We start from the raw sequence: 20473 nt of genomic DNA, 5'->3' as shown, positions 1-20473 counted from the left end.
AACAAATGGCCAAAGCGAAATTTGAGCGGACCAAACCGCACGTCAACATTGGAACCATTGGACACGTCGACCACGGCAAGACCACCCTGACGGCAGCCATCACCACCGTGCTGGCCACCGTGGGCAAAGCCCAGGTCAAGCGTTACGACGAAATCGACAACGCTCCGGAAGAGCGGGAGCGGGGCATCACCATCAACACCGCCCACGTGGAATACGAAACCGAAACCCGGCACTACGCCCACGTGGACTGCCCGGGTCACGCCGACTACGTCAAGAACATGATTACCGGTGCAGCCCAGATGGACGGCGCCATTTTAGTAGTATCGGCCGCCGACGGTCCCATGCCGCAGACCCGGGAGCACATTCTGCTGGCCCGTCAGGTGGGCGTGCCCTACATTGTGGTATACCTGAACAAAGCCGACATGGTGGATGACCCCGAACTGTTGGAACTGGTGGACATGGAAGTGCGGGAACTGCTGTCGGCCTACGAATTTCCGGGTGATGAAATTCCCATCATCACTGGTTCGGCCTTAAAGGCCCTGGAATGCGGCTGCGGCAAGCGGGAATGCGAATGGTGCAAGACCATCTGGGAACTGATGGACGCCGTGGACAGCTATGTGCCCACACCGCAGCGGGACGTAGACAAACCCTTCCTGATGCCCATTGAAGACGTATTCTCCATTACCGGCCGGGGCACGGTGGTCACCGGGCGGATTGAGCGGGGCGCCATCAAAGTGGGCGAAGAAGTGGAGATAGTGGGTCTGGCCGACAAACCGCGCAAGACCGTGGTCACCGGAGTAGAAATGTTCCGCAAGATTCTGGATCAGGGGCAGGCCGGCGACAACGTGGGCTGCCTGCTGCGGGGTATCGACAAGAAAGAAGTGGAGCGGGGCCAGGTGCTGGCCAAGCCGGGCAGCATCAAGCCGCACACCCACTTTATGGCTGAAGTATACGTCCTGACCAAGGAAGAGGGCGGCCGGCACACCCCGTTCTTCAACGGATACCGTCCGCAGTTCTACTTCCGCACCACCGACGTGACCGGCACCATTCAACTGCCGGAAGGCGTGGAAATGGTCATGCCCGGTGACAACGTCAACCTGGAGATCAAGCTGATCACCCCCATTGCCATTGAAGAAGGGCTGCGCTTTGCCATTCGGGAAGGCGGCCGCACTGTAGGCGCCGGCGTGGTCACCTCGGTTATTGAATAAAGCAGCCTAATTGCCTGGCCGGGGCCAGAGAGGGACTGTCCGGGCGGGCGCGCTGCGGCCGTCCCGGATGGTTTTACTCGGCTTAAAGATGCAAAAGCCCGCAAACATGACCATCCGGGCTGATGCCGACTGAAAGGAGGTCAGTCTGTGAAGAAACAAAAGATACGGATCCGGCTGAAAGCCTATGATCATAAAGTGCTGGATCAATCGGCGCAGAAAATTGTGGAAACTGCCAAGCGGACAGGTGCCCATGTGGCCGGTCCCATACCGCTCCCCACAGAGAAAAATATTTACACCATCCTGCGTTCCCCCCACGTGAACAAGGATTCGCGGGAACAGTTTGAAATGCGCACGCACAAGCGCTTGATTGATATTCTGGAGCCCACGCCCAAGACAGTGGATGCCCTGATGCGCCTGGATTTGCCGGCAGGCGTGGATATTGAAATAAAACTGTAACTATATCCGCAAAGAATTGTTAATCGTTAGCTGAAAGCTGGAGAGCACGTTTGTCCGCAGGGGGCAAACCGCTGCTGGTTGGTCCGGCAATGGAGGTGCGAGCTAAGACGATGAAAAAAGGTATACTGGGTATTAAAGCAGGCATGACGCAGATTTTCAAGGAAGACGGTACGGCTGTACCGGTAACGGTTATTCAGGCCGGCCCCTGCGTGGTAGTGCAGAAGAAGCTGCCGGAAACCGACGGCTACAGTGCCGTTCAGGTTGGTTTTGGTGAAAAGAAGGAGCGCCTGGTGAACAAACCGCTGAAAGGCCATTTCAACAGGGCCAATATCAAACCTGTGCGTTACTTGCGGGAACTGCGCCTGGACGACGTATCGGGTTATGAAGTAGGACAGCAAATCAAGGTGGATATATTCGCTCCCGGCGATAAAGTGGATGTGGTGGGTATCAGCAGAGGCCGCGGGTTTGCCGGCGGGATTAAACGTCACGGCTTTCACCGGGGACCCATGGCCCACGGCTCCAAATATCACCGGCGTCCCGGTTCCCTGGGCGCCAAAGGTCCGGCCCGTGTTTTCAAAGGCCGCCGGCTGCCGGGTCATTACGGCGTGGAGAGAGTAACTGTGCAGAACCTGGAAGTGGTCAAGGTGGATCCGGAGCGCAATTTGCTGGCCATCAAGGGCAGCGTGCCGGGTGTGCGCGGTGGTCTGCTCATAATCAAAGACAGCGTCAAAGCCAGGCAGTAATTGTGGCGGTGGTTAAAGGAGGAAGTCTTTATGCCGAAAGTTGCAGTGTACAATATGAGCGGCCAACAGGTAGGAGAGATAGAACTTAGCGATCGGGTATTCGGTGTTCCCATGAATGAGCATGTTGTGCACCAGGCTGTGATCGCCTATCTGGCCGCTCAGCGTCAGGGTACGCATGATACCAAGACGCGCGGTGAAGTGCGGGGCGGTGGCCGCAAGCCCTGGCGGCAGAAAGGTACTGGCCGGGCCCGGCACGGCAGCATTCGCTCGCCCATTTGGCGCGGTGGTGGTACGGTTTTCGGTCCGCATCCCCGCAGCTACCGGGTTAAGATCAACAAGAAGGAGCGGCGGCTGGCTATACGCTGCGCTCTGTCCGATAAAGCCGCCAGCGGGAGGATTATAGTTCTGGACCAGCTGAGTTTTGCGCAGCCCAAAACCAAGGATATGGTTAAAGTGCTGAACAATCTGCAGGTGGATGTGGCGCAAAAGGCCCTGGTGGTCACTGCCGGTCCGGACGAGAATGTTTTTAAATCCGCCCGCAACATTCCAGGTGTCAAACCGGTTCCCACCAACAATATCAATGTGTATGACATTCTCAAGCACGGTACACTGGTGATGACCAGGGATGCTGTGTCCAGGGTGGAGGAGGTGCTGGCGCAGTGAAAGACCCGCGCGATATTTTGAAGCGTCCGGTGGTTACGGAAAAAAGCATGAAGTTGCTGGAGGAGAACAAGTATACTTTTATTGTTGACCTCAACGCCAACAAGACCGAGATAAAAAGAGCCGTGGAAGATCTGTTCAAGGTCAAGGTGGATAAGGTTTACACCATGCGCTACAAAGGCCGCCTGAAAAGGGTGCGCAACATAGTCGGCCGGACCTCGGACTATAAGAAGGCCATTGTCAAGCTGAAAGAAGGCAAAATCAACCTGTTTGAGGGCGTTTAGCGGATAGCGCCTGCCAAGCCCGCTTTTCGGCGGGTTGCATGAGGAGGGAAGTTAAGGTGCCTGTTAAATCATACAAACCGACATCTCCGGGCCGCCGCTTTGTCACGGTTTCCACCTTTGAGGAGATCACCACCGACAAACCGGAAAAGTCCTTGCTGCGGCCCCTGAAGAAAACCGGCGGTCGCAACAATCAGGGCCGCATTACGGTGCGCCACCGGGGTGGCGGAGCCAAACGCATGTACCGCTTGATTGATTTCAAGCGCGACAAGGACGGCATTCCGGCCAAAGTCGCTACCATAGAATACGATCCCAACCGCTCGGCCCGCATTGCTCTGCTGCACTACGCGGATGGCGAAAAACGTTACATTATTGCCCCGCACGGCCTGCAGGTGGGTATGACCGTGGTTTCCGGTCCCGATGCTGATATCAAGGTGGGCAACTGCCTGCCGCTGCGCAACATCCCTCTGGGTACCATGATCCACAATATTGAATTGTACCCCAGAGGTGGCGGCAAGCTGGTCCGCTCGGCCGGTGCCGCAGCCCAGCTCATGGCCAAGGAAGGCAAATACGCCCACATTCGCATGCCCTCTGGAGAAATGAGGTTGGTACTGCAGGAATGCCGGGCTACCATTGGTCAGGTGGGTAACATTGACCATGAAAACATTACCATTGGCAAGGCCGGACGTAACCGCTGGCTGGGCCGCAGACCTACTGTGCGCGGCGTGGTCATGAACCCGGTGGATCACCCGCACGGCGGCGGGGAAGGCCGTTCACCCATCGGTCGCAACCCGGTTACACCGTGGGGCAAGCCGGCCCTGGGAGCACGCACACGCAAGAAGAAACCCAGCGATCGCCTGATAGTCAAGCGGCGGTACCAGTAGGGAAGGGAGGCTAGCATATGGGCCGTTCTTTAAAGAAAGGGCCGTACTGTGAAGAAAAACTGCTCAAGAAGATCAGAGCCATGAATCAGTCCGGCGAGAAAAAAGTGATTAAAACCTGGTCGCGCCGGTCCACCATATTCCCCGACATGATCGGACACACCATTGCCGTGCACGACGGACGTAAACATGTGCCCGTGTATATCACCGAGGACATGGTGGGGCACAAACTGGGTGAGTTTGCTCCCACCAGGATGTTCCGCGGTCACGGGGCGCACACCGAGAGATCTACGGCTCTGAAATAACCACCGGGTAAGGGGGTAAACGTTACAATGGCACAAGCAACCGAAGCCAGAGCTATTGCCCGGTATTTACGCATTTCCCCGCGCAAGGCGCGGCAGGTTATCGACCTGATCCGGGGGAAAAGCGTGCGGGAAGCGCTGGCCATACTGCGCTATACGCCCAAAAAGGCTTCCGCCATGATTACCAAAGTGGTGAAATCGGCGGCGGCCAATGCCGAAAACAATCATGAAATGAACAAGGATAATCTGTATATCGCTGCCTGTTATGTGGACGAAGGCCCGACCATCAAACGCTACCAGGCCAGAGCTATGGGCAGGGCTGATATCCTGCGCAAGAGGACCAGCCATATCACCGTGGTGGTCAGGGAAAAACCCGAGAAATAAAGGAGGGCTAGCGTGGGTCAGAAGGTAAGTCCGAAAGGACTGCGTATCGGTATTATCAAGGATTGGGATGCCAAATGGTTTGCCGGCAAGAAGGATTTTTCCAACCTGCTGGTGGAAGACAATAAAATCCGCAAGTACATCAAAAAGAAGCTCTACGCAGCCGGTATTTCCCGCGTGGTAATTGAACGGGCGGCCAACCGGGTGAAGGTAACCATTCACACGGCCCGTCCGGGTATTGTGATCGGACGCGGCGGGGCCGAAGTGGAAGCGCTGCGCAAAGAGCTGGAAAAGCTGACCGGCAAGCAGGTGCACATCAATATTGCTGAAGTGAAAGTGCCCGAGGTGGATGCTCAACTGGTGGCGGAAAACGTGGCCGCTCAGATTGAGAAGCGGGTGGCTTTTCGCCGGGCCATGAAGCAGGTGGTACAGCGTTGCCTGAAGATGGGCGGCAAAGGCATCAAGATATCGGTGAGCGGACGTCTGGCCGGCGCGGAAATCGCCCGTACCGAATGGTACAGTGAGGGCAAAGTGCCCCTGCATACTCTGCGGGCCGATATTGATTACGGTTTTGCCGAAGCCGATACCACATACGGCAAGATTGGCATCAAAGTATGGATTTACAAAGGAGAAGTACTGCCGGAAGCCAAGTCCGCTGCCGGTCAAGGAGGCGAATAGGCTCAATGCTCATACCAAAAAGGGTTAAATACCGCAAGCAGCACCGCCCCGGCCTCGCCGGAAAGGCCAAGGGTGGCAAGGAAGTGCATTTTGGCGACTATGGCCTGGTGGCTCTTGAGCCCGCCTGGATTACCAGCAGGCAGATTGAAGCAGCCCGTATTGCTATGACCCGTTACATCAAACGGGGCGGCAAAGTGTGGATTCGCATTTTCCCGGATCGACCGATTACGCAAAAGCCCGCTGAAACCCGTATGGGCAGCGGTAAAGGGGCGCCGGAATACTGGGTGGCGGCAGTTAAGCCGGGCCGGGTGATGTTCGAACTGGCCGGTGTTTCGGAAGAAGTGGCCAAGGAAGCCATGCGCCTGGCGTCTCACAAGTTGCCAATCAAGACCAAGTTTGTGAAGCGCGGGGAAGTAGGTGAGGCAAGTGAAGTCTAGAGAATTATTGAAGGAGCTCAGACAAATGACCGATGCCGAACTGGCCAAGAAACTGGATGAGTCCAAGGACGAACTTTTCAAGTTGCGCTTCCAGATGGTGACCGGTCAGCTGGAAAACCCCATGCGCATCCGTGAAGTTCGCCGTTCCATTGCCCGGCTGAAGACCGTACAGCGGGAGCGCGAGCTGGGGATTAATCGAGCCTAGTAATTGCCAATAAAGGGGGTCCATTTGTGGAAGGCCGTAATTTGCGCAAAACCCGCGTAGGACGTGTGGTCAGCGATAAAATGGATAAGACTGTGGTTGTGGCCGTGGAAACCCTGGTCAGCCACCCGCTTTATAAGCGTACCATGCGCCGCACCAAGAAGTTCAAGGCTCATGACGAGCAAAACAGCTGCCGCATTGGTGACAAGGTGAAAATCATGGAAACCAGGCCGCTTTCCAAGGATAAGCGCTGGCGGGTAGTGGAAATTTTGGAGCGTGCCGAACAGTTGTAGTAGCCTTTCAAACTGCCGGCCAAGGAGGAAGAAAAACCCATGATTCAGGTGCAGACCATGCTCAATTCGGCTGACAACACCGGCGCCAAACGCCTGATGTGCATCAAGGTGCTGGGCGGCTCTCTGCGCCGTTATGCCAGCCTGGGCGATATTATTATCTGTTCAGTGAAAGAAGCGACACCCGGCGGCGTTGTTAAGAAGGGCGATGTGGTGAAGTGCGTGATCGTGCGTACGGCCAAGGAAGTGCGCCGTCCGGACGGTTCCTACATCAAGTTTGATGAAAATGCTGCCGTTATCATCAAGGATGACAAGAGCCCGCGCGGCACGCGCATCTTCGGGCCGGTAGCCCGGGAACTGCGCGAACGCGATTTTATGAAGATTGTATCGCTGGCTCCCGAAGTTATCTGAGTACAGGGAGGTGCTACTGGTGCCCAAGGTCCACGTGCGCAAGGGAGATACAGTGCTGGTGATCACCGGCAAGTATGCCGGCAAGAAGGGTAAAGTGCTGGAAGTACAACCGGACAAGAGCCGGGTGGTAGTAGAAGGCGTGAACATCATCAAGCGGCATACCAGACCCAACCAGAAGCTGATGCAGGGGGGGATTCTGGAAAGGGAAGCTCCCATTCACAGCTCCAATGTCATGCTGGTGTGCTCCAAGTGCGACAAACCCACCCGCATTGCCAAAAAATTTCTGGAAGACGGCAAAAAGGTGCGCGTTTGCAAGAAATGTGGCGAAGTTTTAAGTTAACCCGCGCTTTCAGGCGAGGAGGTAAATGAATGTCCAGGTTAAAAGATAAGTATGTGAACGAGATTGTACCTGCCCTGATGCAGAAGTTCAACTACAAGAACATCATGCAGGTGCCCAAACTGGAGAAGGTAGTGCTGAACATCGGCCTGGGTGAGGCCATCCAGAACAGCAAGGCGCTGGATGCGGCTGTGAACGACCTGAGCCTGATCGCCGGGCAAAAGCCGGTAGTGACCAAGGCCAAAAAATCCATCGCCGCCTTCAAACTGCGTCAGGGCATGAAAATTGGCTGCAAGGTAACCCTGCGTGGTGAGCGCATGTACGAATTCGTAGATAAGCTGGTCAGCATCGCCCTGCCCCGCGTGCGCGACTTTCGGGGTGTATCGCCCAAATCGTTTGACGGACGCGGCAACTACACCCTGGGGATCAAAGAACAGCTGATTTTCCCCGAAATCGACTATGATAAAATTGACCGGGTGCGCGGTCTGGAAGTGATCTTTGTGACCACGGCCAAAACCGATGAGGAGGCCCGCGAACTGCTGCGGCTCCTGGGTATGCCCTTTAGAGCTGCCTAAGCTTATGGCTCCCAATCAGCCTGCCGCAAAGGGGGGAGACAAGTGGCCAAGAAATCCATGATTAACAAGCACCTGCGGCCGCCCAAATTCCAGGTGCGTTATCACAACCGCTGCAAGCTGTGCGGACGCCCGCATGCCTATATGCGTAAATTTGGTATCTGCCGGATTTGCTTCCGCATGCTGGCATATAAAGGAGAAATTCCCGGTATTAAGAAGGCTAGCTGGTAAAGTGAAAGGGGGTAGCTATGGCATGGTCATGACTGATCCCATTGCCGATTTTTTAACCCGCATGAGAAATGCCAATATGGTTTACCATGAAAAGTTTGAAGCACCGGCCTCCAAAATGAAAATGGCCATAGCCGGCATTTTGAAGGAAGAGGGCTTGATCAAGGAATATGAATATGTGGCCGATGGCAAGCAGGGAATTATCCGCGTGTACCTGAAGTATGGTCCAAACAAGGAGCGGGTGATTACCGGCGTGAAAAGAATCAGCAAACCGGGCCTCCGGGTGTACGCCCGCAAGGATAATATACCCCGGGTGCTGGGCGGTCTGGGAATAGCCATCCTGTCCACATCGCGCGGTATCATGACCGACAAACAGGCCCGCAAGCAAGGGCTGGGCGGCGAGGTTATCTGTTACGTATGGTGAAAATGCGCCAATTGGAGGTGTAGGCATGTCCAGAATTGGTAAGCAGCCCATTGCCTTGCCTACCGGCGTGACTGTGACTGTGGAAGGCAATCTGGTCAAAGTCAAAGGTCCCAAGGGACAGCTGGAACGGCAAGTTCATCCCGACATGATCATAGAACAGGAAGAAGGAAGGCTGCTGGTCAAGCGTCCTTCGGATTCCAATCTGCATAAATCGCTGCACGGTCTGACCAGGACCCTGATCAACAACATGGTGGTGGGTGTGACCAAAGGCTATGAAAAGGGTCTGGAACTGGTCGGTGTGGGCTACCGGGCCCAGAAGCAGGGCAGCAAGGTGGTCATCAGCATCGGTTACTCCCATCCGGTGGAAGTTGAACCCCCGGCCGGTATAGAGCTGGATGTTCCCGCTCCGACCAAAATCATAGTCAAAGGCATGGACAAGGAGCAGGTGGGAGCTATAGCGGCCAACATCAGGTCCATCCGGGAGCCTGAACCTTACAAGGGCAAGGGCATTAAGTACGAGGGCGAGAAGATTCGCCGCAAGGCCGGTAAGACCGGTGGCAAGGGTAAGAAGTAGGGCGAAGGAGTTGAAAAGCGGTGATTAGCAAAACCGATCGCAGGAAAGAGCGGGCCAAAAGGCAGCTGCGGGTGCGCAAAAAGGTTTTTGGTACGGCCCAGCGCCCGCGCCTGAACGTATTTCGCAGCTTAAACCATATCTATGCGCAGGTCATCGATGATGAACAGGGCCACACTCTGGTTGCTGCCTCCACCCTTTCGCCTGAACTGAAAGGCAAACTGGAGCAGACCGGCAATGTGGCTGCAGCCCGGCAGGTAGGCCTGCTGATTGCCGAGAAGGCTAAAGCCAAAGGTATTACCAGGGTAGTGTTCGACCGGGCCGGATACCTGTATCACGGCCGGGTCAAGGCACTGGCCGATGGGGCCAGGGAAGGCGGCCTGGAGTTTTAAGAGCGGCTGGTTAAGGAGGGAAATTAGTGTCCAGGATTGATACTGGTAAGCTGGAATTGACCGAAAAGGTTGTCTATATTAACCGGGTGGCCAAAGTGGTCAAAGGTGGGCGCCGCTTCAGCTTTTCCGCCCTGGTCGTAGTGGGTGACGGCAACGGACACGTGGGAGCCGGATTGGGTAAAGCCGGCGAGGTGCCCGAGGCCATCCGCAAGGGCGTGGAAGACGCCAAGAAAAATATGATCACTGTACCTCTGATGGGAACAACAATTCCCCATGAGGTGATTGGCGAGTTCGGTGCCGGCAGGGTGCTCATGAAGCCGGCCGCACCCGGTACCGGTGTGATTGCCGGTGGTCCCGTGCGGGCCATACTGGAGTTGGCCGGGGTGCGCGATATCCTGACCAAGTCCCTGGGTTCCAACAATGCCAATAACATGGTTCACGCCACCATGGTGGCCTTAAAGAGCCTGAAGACACCGCAAGAGGTGGCCCGCCTGCGGGGCAAGACAGTGGAAGAAATCCTGGGTTAGGGGTGAACAAAGTGGCCAAGATCAAGATTACCCTGGTGCGCAGCCTGATCGGCCGACCCGAGGCCCAGCGCCGGGTGGTGCGGTCCCTGGGGCTGAGAAAGACCAACAGCTTTGTGATCAAAGAGGACACTCCCACCATCATGGGCATGGTCAACAAGGTGTCTCATCTGCTGAAGGTTGAGCAAGTCTAAGGAGGCTTTAACATGGTCAAGTTGCATGAGCTAAAACCGGCACCGGGTTCCCGCCACAAACCCACCCGCAAGGGCCAGGGCATTGGTTCGGGGCTGGGCAAAACTGCCGGACGGGGACAGAAAGGCCAGAATGCCCGCTCCGGCGGCGGAGTGCGCCCCGGCTTTGAAGGCGGTCAAATGCCGCTGCACCGCCGCATGCCCAAGCGGGGTTTTACCAACGCCCGTTTCAAAAAGGAGATTGTGGCGGTTAATTTGGAGAAACTGAATAAGTTTCCGGCGGGTACCGAAGTAACCCCCGAGCTTTTAAAACAGGCCGGAGTGATTAAAAAAATCGGTGACGGTGTAAAAATACTGGGCGACGGTAATATTGAAGTGGCTCTGACTGTCAAGGCCCATGCTTTCAGCAAGGCGGCTGCGGAAAAGATTGCGGCTGCCGGCGGCCGAGCCGAGGTGATTTAATGCTTTCCACACTGCAGAGCGCCTGGAAAGTAGACGAACTGCGGCGCAAGTTGCTTTTCACGCTGGGTATGCTCTTTATCTTCCGCCTGGGGGCGCACATTCCCGTGCCGGGTGTCAACACGCAGGTGTTTGCTGACCTGGTAGCCAGCAACACGCTGTTTGGCTTTTTCGATGTCATTTCGGGCGGCTCGTTCAAAAACTTTTCGGTTTTTGCCATGAGCATTACCCCATATATCAACGCCTCAATTATCATGCAGCTGCTCACCGTGGTGCTGCCTTCCCTGGAAAGGCTGGCCAAGGAGGGTGAGGAGGGGCGCAAGAAAATCACCCAGTATACCCGCTACCTGACCGTGGTTCTGGCTTTTATCCAGGCCATTGGCACCAGCGTGGCCCTGCGTCAGGCGCTGGTTCAGCCTACAGTGTGGCATTACCTGCTGGTAGCCCTCACCCTCACCGCTGGTACCGCCTTTCTGATGTGGCTGGGCGAGCAAATTACCGAAAAAGGAATTGGTAACGGTATCTCACTGCTGATCTTTGCCGGGATTGTTTCCCGGGTGCCGGCGGCTCTGTACCAGCTGGTAGAATATTTGCGAGCTGGTACGGTAAACATTCTGAGCGTGCTCCTGCTGGTGATCATCGCTGCTGTAGTGATAGCCGGTATAGTGGCGGTGCAGGAAGGTCAGCGCCGCATCCCGGTACAGTATGCCAAGCGCGTGGTGGGCCGGCGGGTATACGGGGGGCAGAGCACCCACATACCCTTGAAAGTGAACCAGGCCGGCGTGATTCCGGTAATCTTTGCTTCGTCTATTTTGCTTTTTCCCGAGCAGATTGCCCGGTTCTTCCCCGGCTCCAAGATAGCCAACTGGTACCTGGCGGCTTTTGGCTGGGGTACGTTTCTGCACACGCTGATCTATGCCCTGCTGATTATCGGCTTTACCTATTTTTACACCGCGGTGATTATGAATCCGGTGGACATAGCCGACAACATCAAAAAATACGGGGGCTTCATCCCCGGTATTCGTCCCGGACGTCCGACGGCGGAGTATATCAGCCGGGTAATGAGTCGGGTGACGCTGGCCGGTGCGCTGTTCCTGGCGCTGATTGCCATTCTGCCCAACTTTGTACTGCTGGCCACCCGGATACCCAACATCTATTTTGGTGGTACAGCGCTGCTGATTGTAGTCGGGGTGGCCCTGGATACCATGAAGCAAATTGAATCTCACCTGTTGATGCGCAGCTACCAGGGGTTCATCAAGTAAGCCGGTGATTGACCATGATCATATTAAAAACTGAAAAAGAGCTGGCTTACATGCGCGATGCCGGACGGATTGTCGCCGGGGCCCATGCTGAGATAGCGCAGGCGGTGCGGCCGGGTGTGACTACCGCCGAACTGGACCGCATTGCCGAGGAGTATATTACGCGTAAAGGCGGCCGGCCGGCGTTTAAAGGATTGTACGGTTATCCCGCCACCATCTGCGCTTCGGTCAATGAACAGGTAGTACATGGCATTCCTGGTTTAAGGGTACTGCAGAATGGTGATATTATAAGTATTGACATCGGCGCGGAAATAAATGGTTTTTTTGGTGATAGTGCCGTAACTCTGCCGGTGGGTGAAGTCAGTCCGCAGGTTTCCAGGTTGCTGGAAGTCACCGAGCAGTCCCTGTATCAGGGCATTGCCAGGGCTGTGGAAGGGAACCGGTTGACCGATATTTCCCATGCCATCCAGAAATATGTGGAGGCACACGGCTTTTCCGTAGTCAGGGATTATGTAGGACATGGTATTGGTAGCAGCATGCACGAAGAACCACAGGTACCCAATTTCGGCCGGCCGGGGCGCGGTCCCAGATTAAAGGCCGGGATGACACTGGCTATCGAACCGATGGTGAATATGGGTACGTACAAAGTGCGCACTTTGCCGGATAATTGGACGGTAGTGACCGATGACCTGCAATACTCAGCCCATTTCGAGCACACCATTGCCATTACAGAAAGTGAGCCGGAAATTCTAACCAGGCTTTAGGCGGTCCGGGTGGAGGTGGCCGGTTAACTTTGAGCGAGAATAAATTTATTCCCGGTCAGCTGGTCATATCCCGGGCCGGCCGGGATGCCGGCAGGCTGTATATAGTAACCGGACCGGCCGGCGGCGAAAATGACCGGAAGATGGTTTATGTTGTGGACGGACAGATACGCAAAATGGACCGACCCAAAAGAAAAAATGTTCGCCACCTGGAGGATACTGGCAAAGTGGTGCCGGAGATTGCGCAAAAGATTGCTACCGGCAGGAAAGTAACCGATCAGGAAATACGGCAGGTGCTGGAGGCTACTCTCACCACCGTTGCCTCAGCAGCAAGTGTAAAGGAGGCGTTAAGCGATTCGGATGGCTAAGCAGGATGTCATAGAAGTTGAAGGTACCGTGATTGAGCCGCTGCCCAACGCCATGTTTCGCGTTCAATTGCAGAACGGGCACAAGGTGCTGGCTCATGTTTCCGGAAAGATCCGGATGAATTTTATCCGCATCCTGGCCGGGGACAGGGTGATGGTAGAACTTTCTCCTTATGATCTGACCAGAGGAAGAATTGTGTACCGTTACAAATAATCTTGGTTGGCATTTTTAACCCGGGGCTCTGCAGAGAAAACTGCAGGAACGGGCGGCAGGAGGTATAAAAAATGAAAGTACGCCCATCGGTAAAACCAATTTGTGAAAAGTGCAAAGTGATTCGCCGCCATGGCAAAGTGATGATCATCTGCGAGAATCCCAAGCACAAGCAACGGCAGGGCTAAAAACGGGAGGTGTGGCATTTTATGGCACGTATTGCGGGGGCGGACTTGCCGCGGGACAAACGGGTGGAAGTTGCCCTTACCTATATCTACGGCATTGGCCGTTCCACATCGCGCAAAATTCTGGCGCAGACCGGCGTCAACCCGGACACCCGGGTGCGCAATCTGACCGAGGAAGAGATCAACCGGCTGCGCGATGTGATTGAAAAGAACTACAAAGTGGAAGGCGATTTGCGCCGGGAAGTGGCGCTGAACATCAAGCGGCTGATTGAAATCGGCTGTTATCGCGGTCTGCGGCATCGCAAGGGACTGCCAGTGCGGGGACAGCGCACCAAGACCAACGCCCGGACGCGCAAAGGTCCCAGAAGAACTGTCGGTGTAAGACGCAAGAAGTAAGTAAAGAGGGGGTTAGAGAATGGCTCGCCGCGCCACCCGAACCAAGAGGCGGGAAAGAAAAAATGTGGACCGGGGTGTGGCTCACATCAAGTCCACTTTTAACAACACTATCGTAACCATTACCGATACACAGGGCAATGCCATTTCCTGGTGCAGTGCCGGTCAGGTTGGCTTCAAGGGATCGCGTAAGAGCACGCCCTTTGCCGCTCAGATGGCTGCAGAACATGCGGCCCGGGAAGCTATCGAACACGGTATGAAAGAAGTTGAAGTGATGGTGAAAGGCCCCGGGGCCGGCCGGGAGGCTGCCATCCGTTCGCTGCAGGCTGCCGGTTTGGAAGTAAGCCTGATCAAAGATGTTACACCTATTCCCCACAACGGCTGCCGGCCTCCCAAGCGCCGGAGAGTATAGGAGGTGTTTTTAGGCTTCATGGCCAGATATACAGGACCCCTTTGCCGCCTTTGCCGCCGGGAAGGCATCAAGCTGTACCTGAAAGGTGATCGCTGCTATTCCAGCAAATGTGCCATTGATCGCCGGAGCTATGCTCCGGGCATGCACGGCCAGCGGCGGAAGAAATTGAGTGAATACGGACTGCAATTGCGGGAGAAACAGAAGGCCCGCCGCATTTACGGTGTGCTGGAGCGCCAGTTCCGCACTTATTTTGAACGGGCTGAGCGCCAACCCGGTGTGACCGGTGAGAATTTGCTGCGCCTTTTAGAGCGCCGTCTGGACAACGTGGTGTACCGCCTGGGTCTGGCTACATCGCGCCAGGAGGCCCGCCAGCTGGTGCTGCACGGCCATTTCCGCTTGAACGGTCGCAAGGTGAACATTCCTTCCCTGCTGGTGCGGGTGGGCGATGAAATCGAAGTGCGCGAGAAAAGCCGGGAATCCTCCCGCATTAAAGAGCTGATGGAGCGGGCTGCCGATCGCACGCCGCCGGCCTGGCTGGAGTACGATGCCAATCAGGCCAGAGGGCGGGTTGTGGCGTTCCCCACCCGCGACCAGATTGATATACCGGTTAAGGAGCAGATGATTGTTGAGCTGTACTCCAGATAGGCTTGCTGACATGGACGCCGGTCGGTTTGGCCAGAGGGAGGTTTCCAGATCATGTTTGAAATAGAAAAACCCAGGATCGAATGTGTGGAAAAGAGCGCTGACAATACCTATGGCAGGTTTGTGGTGGAGCCGCTGGAGCGGGGTTACGGGATTACGCTGGGCAATTCGCTGCGCCGGATGCTGCTGTCCTCCATGCCAGGAGCGGCGGTGACCTCGGTAAAGATTGACGGGGTGCTGCATGAATTCTCCACGATTCCCGGCGTGGTGGAAGATGTTACCGATATTATTCTGAACCTGAAGGGCCTCTGTCTGAAGATGCACGGCGATGAAGAAAAAACCGTGCGCATTGAGGCCCGTGGTGAAAAAGTGGTGACGGCGGCGGACATTATCTGTGATCCCGATGTGGAAATCCTCAACCCGGAACACCATATAGCGACTTTGGCCGAAAACGGCAGGCTGTTCATGGAAATGACTGTGGCGAAGGGCCGTGGCTATGCACCGGCGGAGCGCAACAAAAAGGGCGACCACGTGATCGGCGTTATACCGGTGGATTCGGTTTTCAGCCCGGTGCGCAAAGTTAACTACAATGTGGAGAACACACGTGTCGGCCAGCGCACAGACTATGACAAGCTGACTCTGGAAGTTTGGACCGATGGCTCGATCAAACCCGATGAGGCGGTTAGCCTGTCCGCCAGGATCTTAAGCGATCACCTAAAACTGTTTATCGGCTTGACCGATAGCGTGGACAATGTGGAGATCATGGTGGAAAAAGAGGAGGAGCAAAAGGACAAGATCCTGGAGATGACCATTGAGGAACTGGATCTTTCGGTCCGCTCCTACAACTGCCTGAAGCGGGCGGGCATCAACACGGTGGAAGAACTGATTCAACGCAACGAGGAAGATATGATGAAAGTCCGCAATCTGGGCAAGAAATCGCTGGAAGAAGTGATCAACAAGCTTGCCGAGCTGGGGCTTTCGCTGCGCAAGGACGAAGATTGACGGGAGGGAAAAGAAGTGGGCTACCGGAAACTGGGAGTGAACACCGGGCACCGCAAAGCTATGCTGCGCAACCTGGTATCTTCCCTGATCAAGGAAGAGCGCATTCAGACCACTGAATCCCGGGCCAAGGAAGTAAAACGGCTGGCTGACAAAATGGTCACGCTGGCCAAGCGGGGTGACCTGCACGCCCGGCGCCAGGCCCTGGCCTATATTTACGACGAAGATGTAGTCAGAAAACTGTTTGACACTGTGGGGCCGCGCTATGCCGATAGGAACGGTGGCTATACCCGCATTATTCGCACCGGCTTTCGGCGGGGCGATGCTGCGCCCATGGTTGTGCTGGAACTGGTTTAATCGGGAGCGGTGCTGAGTTTTCAAAATGTGAGTTACTGTTATCAGGGTCAGGCTGCGCCTGCCCTGATCGATTTTAGTGCTACTGTCGCCCCCGGAGAATATGTGGCGGTGGTGGGAGCCAATGGCAGTGGCAAATCCACCCTGGCCGGGCTGGCATCCTGCCTGCTGTTGCCGGTGACCGGTACGGTGCTGGTATCCGGTGTGCCGACCTGGAGCGTGCGTAAGGACCTGAAGCTGCGCAGCAAAATAGGATTGGTTCTGCAAAACCCGGATAACCAGATTGTGGCGGCCACGGTGGAGGAAGATGTGGCTTTTGGTTTGGAAAACCTGGGGCTGCCGCGGGAAGAGATGCGGCGCCGGGTGGAGGAAGCACTGTCGATCACCGGTATGCAGGAACTGCGCCTCAGCCCGCCCCACCGCCTCTCGGGTGGACAGAAGCAGCGTTTGGCTCTGGCCGGTATTCTGGCCATGCAGCCGGAATTGATTGTGCTGGATGAGCCGACCGCCCTGCTGGATCCGGTCGGACGCCGGGAACTGCTGCAGTGGCTGACCGACTTGCGCTCCCGGATGCCGGCAACCATTATTTATATCACTCACCACCTGGAAGAGACTATGGTGGCCGACCGGGTCTGGCTTTTGCAGCAAGGAAGACTGGTAGCCGATCAGCCCCCCCCAGTGCTGTACACGCAGTACCGGGATTTGGTGCGGGAGGCCGGTTTGTCCCTGCCCCCTCTCCTGGAGCTGGTGCACCGGCTCAGGCGGGGCGGTATGCCCCTGCCCGGTGGTATCGAGCAAATTGAACCGCTGGTGAATGCCCTATGCCGGTTATTGAGCTAATCAATGTCAGCCATACTTACTGGCCGGGAACCCCCCTGGCCCGTCCGGCCCTGAGGGATGTTAACCTGAGCATTGCCGAAGGGGAATGCTGGGCGGTGGTAGGCACTGCAGGCTCGGGCAAAAGCACCCTGGTGCAGCATGTGGCCGGTTTTCTGCTGCCGGACCACGGCCGGGTGCTGGTCTACGGTGGCGATACCGCCGACAAAAAGGTGCGCCGGGAACTTTGGCGCCGGGTGGGGCTGGTTTTTCAATACCCGGAAAGGCAATTTTTTGAGGAGTCCGTACTGGCGGAAGTAGCTTACGGAGCGCTAAATCTAGGACTGGACCGGAGGGAGGCCGAGCGGCGGGCTCGCCTGGCTTTGCAGGCTGTGGGACTGGATGACCGCAGATACGCCGGTCTTTCCCCTTTTCGCCTGAGCGGTGGAGAAAAACGCCGGGTGGCCATTGCGGCCACGCTGGTCATCCAGCCGCCGGTGCTGGTGCTGGATGAGCCGACTGCCGGACTGGATCCGGCGGGGCGGCAGCTGGTGCTGCAGTTACTGCGGGACCTGAAACAGAGCGGCCGCACCGTTATTCTGGTTACACACCAGATGGAACTGGCCGCAGCAGTTGCCGATCAGCTGGCAGTTTTATCGGCGGGCCGTTTGCTGGCTGCCGGCAAAGCGCCGGAACTGTTTTTCGACCGTCAGCTCTGGGACAGGGCCGGACTGGAGCCGCCGCTGGCTGTGGAAATACAGCGCCGTCTGGGCATGGTGGGGGTGGAGCTGGCTTTTGCTCCGGTACTCGGCTGTGATGAACTGGCCGACGGCCTGCTCCAGATGTGGGGGAGGCGATGACCTTGTCCACGGCTTTTGACAGATTATTGCCTGGACAGTATTTTCCCGGGAATACCGTGCTGCATCAAATGGATCCCCGTAGCAAGATTCTGGCCTGTGTCCTGTGCATGGTGGCCGTACTGGCGGCTCCAGGTGTTTTTTTGCTGTTTCCGGCTATGGCCTTGCTGGTAGCCGCCCTGCTGGCCCGGTTGTCCGCCGGACAGCTTTGGCGGAGTATGCAGTTGTTCTGGATATTTTTGCTGCTGACCATGCTGCTCCAGTTTTTCTTTACCGAGGGTGATGTAATCTATGCTCTGGGTCCCCTGCAGATCAGCCGCCAGGGGGTAACCCTGGGTGTACTCATGCTGGGACGGGTAGTACTGCTGGTTTTGTGTGGAGTTCTGCTTACTTTTACCACCTCTCCCTCCCGCCTGACGGCCGGGTTGGAGAGTCTGCTCGGTCCCCTATCCCGTCTGGGCCTGCCGGTAGCCGATATTGCCCTGATGATGACTATAGCCATGCGTTTTGTTCCCCTGCTGCTGGAAGAAACCTGGCAGATTATGCTGGCCCAGCAGGCGCGGGGTGGCGGGATGGCGATGCGCCGGCCCGCCGACCGCTTTAAAAGCGCTCTGGCCCTGCTGGTTCCCGTGCTGATCGGGGTGCTGCGGCGGGCGGAAGAGCTGGCATTAGCCATGGAAACCCGCTGCTTTGTGCCGGGCAGCCGCCGGACCCACTTCTACGCCCTGAAATGGCGGATGTCTGATATGCTGCTGTTGCTGGTATCCGGCGCAGTGCTGGGGGCGGCAGTGGCCGGCAGGTGGATTTAAAGGGCGGAAAGAGAAATGCGAAATATTAAATTAACTCTGGCTTACGACGGAACCAACTATCACGGCTTTCAGGAGCAGCGGGGCAGCGGCCTGCCGACCATCCAGGAAGTGCTGGAAAAGATATTGCAGAAATTTACCGGCCGGCGGGTGGTCATATACGGAGCCGGGCGCACCGACGCCGGAGTGCACGCCCTAGGTCAGGTGGTGAACTTCGATGCTGCCGGCTGGCCCATACCTACAGCCCGCATCCCTCTGGCCCTGAACGGGGCGCTGCCGGATGACATAGTGGTCCGAGAAGCCGCCGATGTGCCGGAAGGATTTCACGCCCGCTTTTCGGCCGTCAGCAAGACATACTGCTATCAGATTTACAACCGGCGCGTTCCCGATCCATTTTATGCCCGTTATAGTTACTTTGAACCACGAGAGCTTTTGCTGCCGGCCATGCAGGAGGCGGCCGGGTATTTGCTCGGCCAGCACGATTTTGCCGCCTTTCGGGCGCAGGGTACGCCGGTGAAATCCACAGTGCGCACCATACACCAGCTAACTGTGGAGCGCTCGGCAAGTTTGATCCGCATTACCGTAAAAGGCGACGGCTTTTTGTACAACATGGTGCGCATTATTGCCGGTACCCTGTTGCAGGTGGGGCTGGGCAAATATCCGCCGCAAACTCTGGCCGGCATTCTGGCCAGCAGGCAACGGTCGCTGGCCGGGCCAACCCTGCCACCTCAGGGCCTGTTCCTGGTGCAGGTGGATTACTAGCTTGACAAATACTGGCCCGGAGCATTAAAATTACTATATGTGTGCCGGTCAACCGGTTCCCCGAGCCCCGGAACCGGATGGACGGTGCGATCTGTCAGGTGCAGTGCATGTAGGAGGGAAAAATTATGAGAACTACTTATATGGCCAAGCCAGGTGAAATAGAACGCCAATGGTATGTCATCGACGCTGAAGGCCAGGTCCTGGGCCGCCTGGCGGCCCAGGCCGCAGCCATTTTGCGCGGCAAACATCGTCCTACCTTTACCCCCCATGTGGATGCGGGTGACCATGTAATTATTATTAATGCCGACAAGATTAAACTGACCGGCAAGAAGCTGCAGCAAAAGCATTATATCCGGCACACCGGCCATCCGGGCGGCCTGAAGGCGACCAGCTATGCCACGCTGATCAAAACCCGGCCCGAGCTGATTGTGCGCAAAGCTATCGAGGGCATGCTACCCCACAACCGGCTGGGTGCGGCCATGGCCAAAAAGCTCAAGGTATACAGTGGGCCGGAGCACCCGCACCAGGCACAAAAACCCCAGGCCTGGACACTTTAAGTGAGTGATTCATAAGGAGGAGAAGCAATGGCCCAGGTTCAGTTTTACGGCACCGGGCGGCGGAAAAATGCCGTGGCCCGCGTCTATATTTATCCCGGTGAAGGCAATATTACGGTAAACAACAGGGACCTGCTCAGTTATTTCGGACGGCGGGTTCTGGAAACCCTGGTCAGGCAGCCGCTGGAGATCACCGGTACTGCCGGTCGGTTTGATGTTAAAGTACGGGCTCGGGGTGGCGGCATCAGCGGTCAGGCCGGTGCGGTGCGTATGGGGATTGCCCGCGCCCTGGTGCAGGCCGATCCCAACCTGCGCCCCGTATTGAAGAAGGCCGGATTCTTGACCCGTGATCCGCGCATGAAGGAAAGAAGAAAGTACGGTCTGAAAAAGGCTCGCCGGGCACCGCAATTCTCCAAACGCTAACAATCTGCCTATTACCTGCTTATATGCAAAAAGAAGGGTGTTGGAA

Annotated in this window: 38 protein-coding genes; all 38 read left to right on the top strand. The window is 56.4% G+C overall.

Features of this window, described 5'->3' with window-relative positions; genetic code table 11:
• The first annotated feature begins 5 nt into the window (after positions 1–5).
• Entirely contained in the window at positions 6–1208 is a 1203-nt protein-coding gene (tuf, locus tag ACUVTU_RS04280) for an elongation factor Tu (RefSeq protein WP_445888728.1), read from the top strand.
• A 147-nt stretch (positions 1209–1355) separates the two neighbouring features.
• Positions 1356–1664, top strand: a complete 309-nt coding sequence (gene rpsJ, locus ACUVTU_RS04275) for a 30S ribosomal protein S10 (RefSeq protein ID WP_445888727.1) — start codon at positions 1356–1358, stop codon at positions 1662–1664.
• A 110-nt stretch (positions 1665–1774) separates the two neighbouring features.
• Complete coding sequence (rplC, locus tag ACUVTU_RS04270) at positions 1775–2407, top strand: 50S ribosomal protein L3 (protein WP_445888726.1); 633 nt, start codon at positions 1775–1777, stop codon at positions 2405–2407.
• Positions 2408–2437: 30 nt separating this feature from the next.
• Positions 2438–3070, top strand: a complete 633-nt coding sequence (rplD, locus tag ACUVTU_RS04265; RefSeq protein WP_445888725.1) for a 50S ribosomal protein L4 — start codon at positions 2438–2440, stop codon at positions 3068–3070.
• Complete coding sequence (gene rplW, locus ACUVTU_RS04260; RefSeq protein ID WP_445888724.1) at positions 3067–3351, top strand: 50S ribosomal protein L23; 285 nt, start codon at positions 3067–3069, stop codon at positions 3349–3351. The genes rplD and rplW overlap by 4 nt, the downstream gene beginning before the upstream one ends.
• Positions 3352–3407: 56 nt before the next feature.
• Positions 3408–4232 carry a 50S ribosomal protein L2 gene (rplB, locus tag ACUVTU_RS04255; RefSeq protein WP_445888723.1) on the top strand — a complete coding sequence of 275 codons (825 nt, stop codon included), beginning with the start codon at positions 3408–3410 and terminating at the stop codon, positions 4230–4232.
• 17 nt (positions 4233–4249) lie between these two features.
• Complete coding sequence (rpsS, locus tag ACUVTU_RS04250; RefSeq protein ID WP_445888722.1) at positions 4250–4534, top strand: 30S ribosomal protein S19; 285 nt, start codon at positions 4250–4252, stop codon at positions 4532–4534.
• A 27-nt stretch (positions 4535–4561) separates the two neighbouring features.
• Positions 4562–4915 (top strand): 50S ribosomal protein L22, encoded by a 354-nt coding sequence (rplV, locus tag ACUVTU_RS04245; protein ID WP_445888721.1) that lies wholly within the window; start codon positions 4562–4564, stop codon positions 4913–4915.
• Positions 4916–4927: 12 nt separating this feature from the next.
• Positions 4928–5590: a 30S ribosomal protein S3 gene (rpsC, locus tag ACUVTU_RS04240; protein WP_445888720.1), complete on the top strand. Its 663-nt coding sequence runs from the start codon at positions 4928–4930 to the stop codon at positions 5588–5590.
• Positions 5591–5595: 5 nt separating this feature from the next.
• The gene (gene rplP, locus ACUVTU_RS04235) at positions 5596–6027 is read left to right on the top strand and encodes a 50S ribosomal protein L16 (protein ID WP_445888719.1); all 432 of its coding nucleotides are present in this window, start codon (positions 5596–5598) and stop codon (positions 6025–6027) included.
• A 7-nt stretch (positions 6028–6034) separates the two neighbouring features.
• A complete protein-coding gene (gene rpmC, locus ACUVTU_RS04230) occupies positions 6035–6232 on the top strand; it encodes a 50S ribosomal protein L29 (RefSeq protein ID WP_445888759.1) in 198 nt (65 codons plus the stop codon).
• A 26-nt stretch (positions 6233–6258) separates the two neighbouring features.
• Complete coding sequence (gene rpsQ, locus ACUVTU_RS04225) at positions 6259–6522, top strand: 30S ribosomal protein S17 (protein WP_018084557.1); 264 nt, start codon at positions 6259–6261, stop codon at positions 6520–6522.
• Between the two features lie 39 nt (positions 6523–6561).
• Positions 6562–6930 (top strand): 50S ribosomal protein L14, encoded by a 369-nt coding sequence (gene rplN, locus ACUVTU_RS04220; protein WP_445888718.1) that lies wholly within the window; start codon positions 6562–6564, stop codon positions 6928–6930.
• Positions 6931–6949: 19 nt separating this feature from the next.
• Positions 6950–7270, top strand: a complete 321-nt coding sequence (gene rplX, locus ACUVTU_RS04215) for a 50S ribosomal protein L24 (RefSeq protein ID WP_445888717.1) — start codon at positions 6950–6952, stop codon at positions 7268–7270.
• Positions 7271–7299: 29 nt separating this feature from the next.
• The gene (rplE, locus tag ACUVTU_RS04210; RefSeq protein WP_445888716.1) at positions 7300–7842 is read left to right on the top strand and encodes a 50S ribosomal protein L5; all 543 of its coding nucleotides are present in this window, start codon (positions 7300–7302) and stop codon (positions 7840–7842) included.
• A gap of 42 nt (positions 7843–7884) precedes the next feature.
• The gene (locus ACUVTU_RS04205; RefSeq protein WP_018084561.1) at positions 7885–8070 is read left to right on the top strand and encodes a type Z 30S ribosomal protein S14; all 186 of its coding nucleotides are present in this window, start codon (positions 7885–7887) and stop codon (positions 8068–8070) included.
• Between the two features lie 22 nt (positions 8071–8092).
• The gene (gene rpsH / locus ACUVTU_RS04200) at positions 8093–8491 is read left to right on the top strand and encodes a 30S ribosomal protein S8 (protein WP_445888715.1); all 399 of its coding nucleotides are present in this window, start codon (positions 8093–8095) and stop codon (positions 8489–8491) included.
• 25 nt (positions 8492–8516) lie between these two features.
• Positions 8517–9065 (top strand): 50S ribosomal protein L6, encoded by a 549-nt coding sequence (gene rplF / locus ACUVTU_RS04195; RefSeq protein ID WP_445888714.1) that lies wholly within the window; start codon positions 8517–8519, stop codon positions 9063–9065.
• A 20-nt stretch (positions 9066–9085) separates the two neighbouring features.
• Positions 9086–9454, top strand: coding sequence for a 50S ribosomal protein L18 (gene rplR, locus ACUVTU_RS04190; RefSeq protein WP_445888713.1), 369 nt, complete (start codon positions 9086–9088; stop codon positions 9452–9454).
• Between the two features lie 26 nt (positions 9455–9480).
• Positions 9481–9981 (top strand): 30S ribosomal protein S5, encoded by a 501-nt coding sequence (gene rpsE, locus ACUVTU_RS04185; protein ID WP_445888712.1) that lies wholly within the window; start codon positions 9481–9483, stop codon positions 9979–9981.
• A gap of 11 nt (positions 9982–9992) precedes the next feature.
• A complete protein-coding gene (rpmD, locus tag ACUVTU_RS04180) occupies positions 9993–10172 on the top strand; it encodes a 50S ribosomal protein L30 (protein ID WP_018084566.1) in 180 nt (59 codons plus the stop codon).
• 12 nt (positions 10173–10184) lie between these two features.
• Entirely contained in the window at positions 10185–10631 is a 447-nt protein-coding gene (rplO, locus tag ACUVTU_RS04175; protein WP_445888711.1) for a 50S ribosomal protein L15, read from the top strand.
• On the top strand, positions 10631–11890 hold the full coding sequence (secY, locus tag ACUVTU_RS04170) for a preprotein translocase subunit SecY (protein ID WP_445888710.1): 1260 nt from the start codon (positions 10631–10633) through the stop codon (positions 11888–11890). Before rplO ends, secY begins: the two co-directional genes overlap by 1 nt.
• 14 nt (positions 11891–11904) lie before the next feature.
• Entirely contained in the window at positions 11905–12651 is a 747-nt protein-coding gene (gene map, locus ACUVTU_RS04165; protein WP_445888709.1) for a type I methionyl aminopeptidase, read from the top strand.
• A gap of 29 nt (positions 12652–12680) precedes the next feature.
• On the top strand, positions 12681–13016 hold the full coding sequence (locus ACUVTU_RS04160; protein WP_445888708.1) for a KOW domain-containing RNA-binding protein: 336 nt from the start codon (positions 12681–12683) through the stop codon (positions 13014–13016).
• Complete coding sequence (gene infA / locus ACUVTU_RS04155) at positions 13009–13227, top strand: translation initiation factor IF-1 (protein WP_018084571.1); 219 nt, start codon at positions 13009–13011, stop codon at positions 13225–13227. Before ACUVTU_RS04160 ends, infA begins: the two co-directional genes overlap by 8 nt.
• Positions 13228–13298: 71 nt before the next feature.
• Positions 13299–13412, top strand: a complete 114-nt coding sequence (gene rpmJ / locus ACUVTU_RS04150) for a 50S ribosomal protein L36 (protein ID WP_445888707.1) — start codon at positions 13299–13301, stop codon at positions 13410–13412.
• A gap of 21 nt (positions 13413–13433) precedes the next feature.
• Positions 13434–13805: a 30S ribosomal protein S13 gene (gene rpsM, locus ACUVTU_RS04145; RefSeq protein WP_445888706.1), complete on the top strand. Its 372-nt coding sequence runs from the start codon at positions 13434–13436 to the stop codon at positions 13803–13805.
• 19 nt (positions 13806–13824) lie between these two features.
• The gene (rpsK, locus tag ACUVTU_RS04140; protein WP_445888705.1) at positions 13825–14214 is read left to right on the top strand and encodes a 30S ribosomal protein S11; all 390 of its coding nucleotides are present in this window, start codon (positions 13825–13827) and stop codon (positions 14212–14214) included.
• An 18-nt stretch (positions 14215–14232) separates the two neighbouring features.
• The gene (gene rpsD, locus ACUVTU_RS04135; RefSeq protein WP_445888704.1) at positions 14233–14859 is read left to right on the top strand and encodes a 30S ribosomal protein S4; all 627 of its coding nucleotides are present in this window, start codon (positions 14233–14235) and stop codon (positions 14857–14859) included.
• Positions 14860–14910: 51 nt separating this feature from the next.
• Positions 14911–15858: a DNA-directed RNA polymerase subunit alpha gene (locus ACUVTU_RS04130; RefSeq protein WP_445888703.1), complete on the top strand. Its 948-nt coding sequence runs from the start codon at positions 14911–14913 to the stop codon at positions 15856–15858.
• A 15-nt stretch (positions 15859–15873) separates the two neighbouring features.
• Positions 15874–16212, top strand: coding sequence for a 50S ribosomal protein L17 (gene rplQ / locus ACUVTU_RS04125; RefSeq protein WP_445888702.1), 339 nt, complete (start codon positions 15874–15876; stop codon positions 16210–16212).
• Positions 16213–16239: 27 nt separating this feature from the next.
• Positions 16240–17049: an ATP-binding cassette domain-containing protein gene (locus ACUVTU_RS04120; protein WP_445888701.1), complete on the top strand. Its 810-nt coding sequence runs from the start codon at positions 16240–16242 to the stop codon at positions 17047–17049.
• On the top strand, positions 17031–17885 hold the full coding sequence (locus ACUVTU_RS04115; RefSeq protein ID WP_445888700.1) for an ATP-binding cassette domain-containing protein: 855 nt from the start codon (positions 17031–17033) through the stop codon (positions 17883–17885). Before ACUVTU_RS04120 ends, ACUVTU_RS04115 begins: the two co-directional genes overlap by 19 nt.
• Positions 17886–17887: 2 nt before the next feature.
• The gene (locus ACUVTU_RS04110) at positions 17888–18691 is read left to right on the top strand and encodes an energy-coupling factor transporter transmembrane component T family protein (RefSeq protein WP_445888699.1); all 804 of its coding nucleotides are present in this window, start codon (positions 17888–17890) and stop codon (positions 18689–18691) included.
• Between the two features lie 15 nt (positions 18692–18706).
• Complete coding sequence (gene truA, locus ACUVTU_RS04105) at positions 18707–19450, top strand: tRNA pseudouridine(38-40) synthase TruA (protein WP_445888698.1); 744 nt, start codon at positions 18707–18709, stop codon at positions 19448–19450.
• A gap of 125 nt (positions 19451–19575) precedes the next feature.
• Positions 19576–20007: a 50S ribosomal protein L13 gene (gene rplM, locus ACUVTU_RS04100; RefSeq protein WP_445888697.1), complete on the top strand. Its 432-nt coding sequence runs from the start codon at positions 19576–19578 to the stop codon at positions 20005–20007.
• 27 nt (positions 20008–20034) lie between these two features.
• On the top strand, positions 20035–20427 hold the full coding sequence (gene rpsI, locus ACUVTU_RS04095; RefSeq protein ID WP_445888696.1) for a 30S ribosomal protein S9: 393 nt from the start codon (positions 20035–20037) through the stop codon (positions 20425–20427).
• Positions 20428–20473 lie beyond the last annotated feature (46 nt).

Source organism: Desulfurispora sp., assembly GCF_052744395.1.
This window is presented reverse-complemented; position numbering and strand designations above follow the sequence as displayed.

Excerpts from the sequence above, each read along its gene's own strand:
- rpsK (WP_445888705.1), top strand. The coding sequence starts at position 13,825 with ATGGCTCGCCGCGCCACCCGAACCAAGAGGCGGGAAAGAAAAAATGTG.
- rpmJ (WP_445888707.1), top strand. The coding sequence starts at position 13,299 with ATGAAAGTACGCCCATCGGTAAAACCAATTTGTGAAAAGTGCAAAGTG.
- rplC (WP_445888726.1), top strand. The coding sequence starts at position 1,775 with ATGAAAAAAGGTATACTGGGTATTAAAGCAGGCATGACGCAGATTTTC.
- rplM (WP_445888697.1), top strand. The coding sequence starts at position 19,576 with ATGAGAACTACTTATATGGCCAAGCCAGGTGAAATAGAACGCCAATGG.
- rpsH (WP_445888715.1), top strand. The coding sequence starts at position 8,093 with ATGGTCATGACTGATCCCATTGCCGATTTTTTAACCCGCATGAGAAAT.
- truA (WP_445888698.1), top strand. The coding sequence starts at position 18,707 with ATGCGAAATATTAAATTAACTCTGGCTTACGACGGAACCAACTATCAC.
- rplN (WP_445888718.1), top strand. The coding sequence starts at position 6,562 with ATGATTCAGGTGCAGACCATGCTCAATTCGGCTGACAACACCGGCGCC.
- rplO (WP_445888711.1), top strand. The coding sequence starts at position 10,185 with ATGGTCAAGTTGCATGAGCTAAAACCGGCACCGGGTTCCCGCCACAAA.
- ACUVTU_RS04130 (WP_445888703.1), top strand. The coding sequence starts at position 14,911 with ATGTTTGAAATAGAAAAACCCAGGATCGAATGTGTGGAAAAGAGCGCT.
- rpsM (WP_445888706.1), top strand. The coding sequence starts at position 13,434 with ATGGCACGTATTGCGGGGGCGGACTTGCCGCGGGACAAACGGGTGGAA.
- rplV (WP_445888721.1), top strand. The coding sequence starts at position 4,562 with ATGGCACAAGCAACCGAAGCCAGAGCTATTGCCCGGTATTTACGCATT.
- rplE (WP_445888716.1), top strand. The coding sequence starts at position 7,300 with ATGTCCAGGTTAAAAGATAAGTATGTGAACGAGATTGTACCTGCCCTG.
- map (WP_445888709.1), top strand. The coding sequence starts at position 11,905 with ATGATCATATTAAAAACTGAAAAAGAGCTGGCTTACATGCGCGATGCC.
- rplP (WP_445888719.1), top strand. The coding sequence starts at position 5,596 with ATGCTCATACCAAAAAGGGTTAAATACCGCAAGCAGCACCGCCCCGGC.
- tuf (WP_445888728.1), top strand. The coding sequence starts at position 6 with ATGGCCAAAGCGAAATTTGAGCGGACCAAACCGCACGTCAACATTGGA.
- rplD (WP_445888725.1), top strand. The coding sequence starts at position 2,438 with ATGCCGAAAGTTGCAGTGTACAATATGAGCGGCCAACAGGTAGGAGAG.
- rpsS (WP_445888722.1), top strand. The coding sequence starts at position 4,250 with ATGGGCCGTTCTTTAAAGAAAGGGCCGTACTGTGAAGAAAAACTGCTC.
- secY (WP_445888710.1), top strand. The coding sequence starts at position 10,631 with ATGCTTTCCACACTGCAGAGCGCCTGGAAAGTAGACGAACTGCGGCGC.
- infA (WP_018084571.1), top strand. The coding sequence starts at position 13,009 with ATGGCTAAGCAGGATGTCATAGAAGTTGAAGGTACCGTGATTGAGCCG.
- rpsD (WP_445888704.1), top strand. The coding sequence starts at position 14,233 with ATGGCCAGATATACAGGACCCCTTTGCCGCCTTTGCCGCCGGGAAGGC.
- rpsI (WP_445888696.1), top strand. The coding sequence starts at position 20,035 with ATGGCCCAGGTTCAGTTTTACGGCACCGGGCGGCGGAAAAATGCCGTG.
- rplF (WP_445888714.1), top strand. The coding sequence starts at position 8,517 with ATGTCCAGAATTGGTAAGCAGCCCATTGCCTTGCCTACCGGCGTGACT.
- ACUVTU_RS04115 (WP_445888700.1), top strand. The coding sequence starts at position 17,031 with ATGCCGGTTATTGAGCTAATCAATGTCAGCCATACTTACTGGCCGGGA.